Raw genomic sequence first — 4,432 nt, 5'->3', positions numbered from 1 at the left:
TGTTGGCCAGCATCCCGGGCGCCCCGTGATCGGATACCAGTTTCCAGCGGACGCCGGGCGGAGCGTTGGCGCTGAAGTGTTCGTTCAACTGCTGCGTCAGCTCCCGGGGGTCTTGGTCGGCGACCAACCGAAAGCTGATCTTCGCGGACGCTTTGGCGGGGATGATCGTCTTGACGCCTTCGCCTTGATGGCCCGAGGTCAGCCCGTTGATGTCGAAGGTCGGTCGTGCCCAACGTCGCTCGTCAGTCGTGTAGCCTTGTTCGCCGAACAGTTCCTGGACACCCACGTTTGCGGCAAACGCTTCGTCCGATTGCGGAAGCTCGCGCCATTGCCGCCGTTCCTGGTCGGTCAGCGGCTGAACGCGATCGTAGTACCCTGGGATTTGGATCACGCCGTTTTCATCGACCATGGAGGCCAACATCTTGCACAGCGCGATGGCGGGGTTCATCACCGCACCGCCGAATGATCCGCTGTGCAGATCTTGGCTGGGGCCGTCGACGCTCAATTCGTAGGTGGCGATGCCCCGCAGCCCATACGTGATCGCCGGTTGTCCGTCGGCGTACTGGCTGCTGTCGCTGATGACGACGCAATCACAGGCCAGTTTTTCGGCCAGATCCGGCAACATTCGCTCCAGGTTTTCGCTGCCCACTTCCTCTTCGCCTTCGATCAGAAACTTGATCTGCAGCGGCAAGGGGTGACCGGCCGACAGCCAGCGACAGACGCTTTGAATGTGCGTCAGAACTTGCCCCTTGTCGTCGGTCGCGCCACGGGCAAACAGATCTCCATCGCGAACGGTCGGTTCGAACGGTCCGCTGACCCAATCTTCCAACGGCTCGGCGGGCTGGACGTCATAGTGTCCATAGACCAACACCACCGGCGCTCCCTCGATCGGAGCGGTTTGGGCAACCACCATCGGATGTCCCTCCGTCGCGATGGTTTCCACCGACAGTCCGGCCTGCTCCAGTTTTCGGCTGACCCAGTCACAGGCCTGGCGAACTTCCCCCTGACGCCGGCTGTCGCTACTGACGCTAGGGATCCTTAACCACTCCACAAGGTCGTCCAAAAGCGCGTTGCGGTCGGAATCGAGCGATTCAATCAATTGGTCCAGTGACGCGTCGTCGAGCGGCCCGGTGGCCGCATTTTCACGGGATGGAGACACGGGAACGACTCAGTGAATGTGGATGAAAATCGGAAAAAACCATCAAAATCGGGTCTGCCTTCGGTTCTGCAGCCGCGCTACAATAGGTCCCGTGTAATCGTAGCAACAGAGGGCGTGACCGTTCGCCCAGCGTTCACACGACGGAGCAGTTTTCGAAAATGTCAGACAAGCAAGTCGCGGTTGCCGATCCGGCCGTCGAGCAAGAGCAACAAACCAAACCGAAGAAACAGCCTCGCTACAACGTCGTCCTTTGGGATGACTCCGATCACAGCTACCAATACGTCGTGATGATGATGCGAAAACTGTTTCGCTACCCGGTCGAAAAAGGGTTCCAAATCGCGACCCAAGTCGACAGCCACGGCAAAGCGATTTGTCTGACCACCACCATGGAACACGCCGAATTGAAACGCGACCAGATTCACGCCTACGGCAAAGATGACTTGATCCCGCGTTGCAAAGGCAGCATGAGTGCGACCATCGAACCGGCCGGCTAAAGCATGTCGGCAAAGCTACGCGTCACCACACTCGGTTGCAAAGTCAACCAGTACGAAACCGAACTCGTCCGACAAGGCTTGCAGCGTGTCGGATTTGAAGACTGCGCCCAGGGAGACCAGGCCGACGTTTGCATCGTCAACACCTGCACCGTCACCAATCAGGGTGACGTCAAAAGCCGGCAAGTGATTCGCCGCATGGCGCGGGAAAACCCCGATGCCCGGATCGTCGTGATGGGCTGTTACGCCACGCGAGCGCCCGAGGAAGTCGCCAAGCTGCCCGGGGTGGCCGAAGTCGTCACCGACAAACGAGAACTGCCCGATCTGATGTCGCGGTTCGGCGTCGTCGACGTCCCCACCGGGCTGGACGGCTTTTCCGGACGGCATCGCGCGTATGTCAAAGTGCAAGACGGTTGCTTGCTTCGATGCAGCTACTGCATCATCCCCCACGTGCGACCCAAACTGACGTCGCGGCCGCTGGCACACATCGTCGACGAAGTCCGCCGGTTGACCGAAGCGGGCCATCGCGAAGTCGTCCTGACCGGGATTCACCTGGGACACTACGGCGTCGATTGGAATCGCAACAAACCGCGCGAAGAATGGACGCGGCTGTCGGATCTGGTTCGACAGCTCTGTCAGCTGCCCGGCGATTTCCGCATCCGACTGTCCAGCATCGAAGCGACCGAGGTGACTCGCAGCCTGATCGGCGTGATGACCGAGTATTCCGATCGCCTCGTCCCCCACGTCCATCTGTGTCTTCAATCGGGCAGCGACTCGGTGCTGCGTCGGATGCGTCGACGCTGGGGCACACGGATGTTTCTGGACCGTTGCCGCATGCTCAATGAAGCACTCAACAAACCGGCGATCACGACCGACATCATCGTCGGATTTCCCGGTGAAACCGAAACCGAGTTCCAGCAGACGCTGCAGACCTGTCGCGCCGCCGGGTTCTCCAAAATCCACGCCTTTCCCTTCAGCGCCCGCCGCGGCACACCCGCCGCCGAGATGCCGGACCAGTTACCCGGCGATCTCAAGAACCAACGGGTTCACCAACTCGCCGAACTCGAGTCCGAACTTCGCCGCGACTACTTTGCCAGCCTGGTCGGTGAATCCGTGCAAGTGCTGGTCGAATCCGATCGCGAACTGGTCCGGCTCGATGGCAGCGAGAGTGAATCGCGGTTGTTACGCGGGACGACCTGCCGCTACGCGCCGGCCGAGTGGGTCAGTGATGATGCCGGCATCACGACCGGAGATCTGGTGACCGCCAAAGTCATCCGTGCCGACGACGAACGGATCACCGTTTCGGCGTCCAACGGATAGGTCACGCTGTGCGTGACCGATGCCTGCAGCGTCTACCCCACGCCTACGTCGTCGAGCTTTGCTTTTCGAATGTCGCGGCCTGGACGTGTTGTGCGTTTTCGAATTGCTGTGGCACTTCGAAGTCTTCCATCGGGGCACCCTTGCTGGTCGGTTCCAGGTAGGTGTATCCGGCGAGAGCTTTTTCGAACGCGGCGACGATTCGGCCGGCTTGTTGGTGATCGATCCGCTCATCCGAGATGGCGTCTTCGACCGACTGCCCGATCCGGTCAAGCAATTCGCGGTCGTCGTATTGAACGTAGCTGAGCACTTCGGAGACGGTGTCGCCCTTGACGATCGAACGGATCTTCACCGCCGATCCCTCGCACTCGACGTGCACCGCGTGCGTGTCGCCGAACAGGTTGTGCAGGTCGCCGAGGATTTCTTGATACGCCCCGACCATGAACACCGCCAATTGATACGGCTGGCCGTCTTCGGGCGGATGAAGCAACAGGGTGTCACAGCAATCGTTTTCAGAAACAAACGAATCGACTTTGCCGTCGCTGTCGCAGGTGATGTCGCCCAGCACGGCGTGCCGGGTCGGGCGTTCGCCAAGCCGATGGATCGGCATGATCGGGAACAACTGGTCGATCGCCCAGGCATCGGGCATCGATTGAAACAGCGAGAAATTGACGAAGTAAATGTCGGAAAGCATGCGATCAAGATGTTCCAGCTCGGCCGGCAAATCGCCTTCGGCCTGGGCCAGTTCGCGGACGCGATGGCACAGGGCGAAGTACAGGTTTTCGGCTGCAACACGCTGTTCCAGCGGCAGGTACCCGCCGCTAAACAGGTTCATGCACATGTCCAACGTCAGCTGCGCATCATGGAACTTTTCCATCATGTTGTCGGCCGTCAGATTCGCGTAGGCGTCCCACAAATCACGGACCGGTTGTTCGTAATCTTCCGGCGGCCCTTCCGACTGCGGCTCGCCGTTGCCCGGCGACGCGGCCCAGGGTGGCAGATCCGCGTTGCCCTGTTTGGTGACACCCAGGGTTTCCATCACCAGGATGCTGTGATGGGCGGCAACCGCGCGGCCGCTTTCCGAAATCAGTTGCGGGTGGGGAACGCCGGCTTCATCGCAGACACTCTGCACGTGGTAGACGACGTCGTTGGCGTATTCTTGAATCGAGTAGTTCATACTCGATTGGCTGTCGGTCTGGGTGCCGTCGTAATCGACGCCCAATCCCCCGCCGACGTCCAGATACCCCATCGCGGCACCGCGGCGTTGCAGGTCGACGTAGATCTGGGCGGCTTCCAGGATCGCCGACTTCAGCTGACGGATGTTTCCGATCTGGCTGCCGACGTGAAAGTGCAGCAGTTGAAAACAATCCTCGAATCCCATCTCGATCATGCGGTCCAGCGACGCCAAAACCTCCGCCACCGTCAGTCCAAATTTGCTGCGGTAGCCGCCGCTGGCCTGCCAACG

4 protein-coding genes are annotated in these 4,432 nt (G+C 60.2%); 2 read left to right on the top strand and 2 right to left on the bottom strand.

The features are described 5' to 3' along the window. On the bottom strand, nt 1–1,159 hold a 1,159-nt coding region (locus ABX749_RS23605), incomplete at its 3' end, for a M20/M25/M40 family metallo-hydrolase (RefSeq protein ID WP_372898162.1). A 158-nt stretch (nt 1,160–1,317) separates the two neighbouring features. Here ABX749_RS23605 and ABX749_RS23600 point away from each other — a divergent pair. Continuing rightward, entirely contained in the window at nt 1,318–1,653 is a 336-nt protein-coding gene (locus tag ABX749_RS23600; protein ID WP_145221684.1) for an ATP-dependent Clp protease adaptor ClpS, read from the top strand. A 3-nt stretch (nt 1,654–1,656) separates the two neighbouring features. After that, the gene (gene mtaB, locus ABX749_RS23595; RefSeq protein ID WP_372898161.1) at nt 1,657–2,970 is read left to right on the top strand and encodes a tRNA (N(6)-L-threonylcarbamoyladenosine(37)-C(2))-methylthiotransferase MtaB; all 1,314 of its coding nucleotides are present in this window, start codon (nt 1,657–1,659) and stop codon (nt 2,968–2,970) included. Between the two features lie 43 nt (nt 2,971–3,013). On the opposite strand, the gene speA is transcribed toward mtaB, so the two are convergent. Next, nucleotides 3,014–4,432 (bottom strand): biosynthetic arginine decarboxylase (gene speA, locus ABX749_RS23590; RefSeq protein ID WP_372898160.1); only part of this gene is annotated, 1,419 nt, incomplete at its 5' end.

It is taken from the genome of Stieleria sp. (assembly GCF_041595215.1).
GTDB lineage: Bacteria > Planctomycetota > Planctomycetia > Pirellulales > Pirellulaceae > Stieleria > Stieleria magnilauensis.
The sequence above is the reverse complement of the archived record's forward strand: the minus strand, read 5'-3'. Positions and strand labels throughout refer to the sequence as shown.

Excerpts from the sequence above, each read along its gene's own strand:
- mtaB (WP_372898161.1), top strand. The coding sequence starts at position 1,657 with ATGTCGGCAAAGCTACGCGTCACCACACTCGGTTGCAAAGTCAACCAG.
- ABX749_RS23600 (WP_145221684.1), top strand. The coding sequence starts at position 1,318 with ATGTCAGACAAGCAAGTCGCGGTTGCCGATCCGGCCGTCGAGCAAGAG.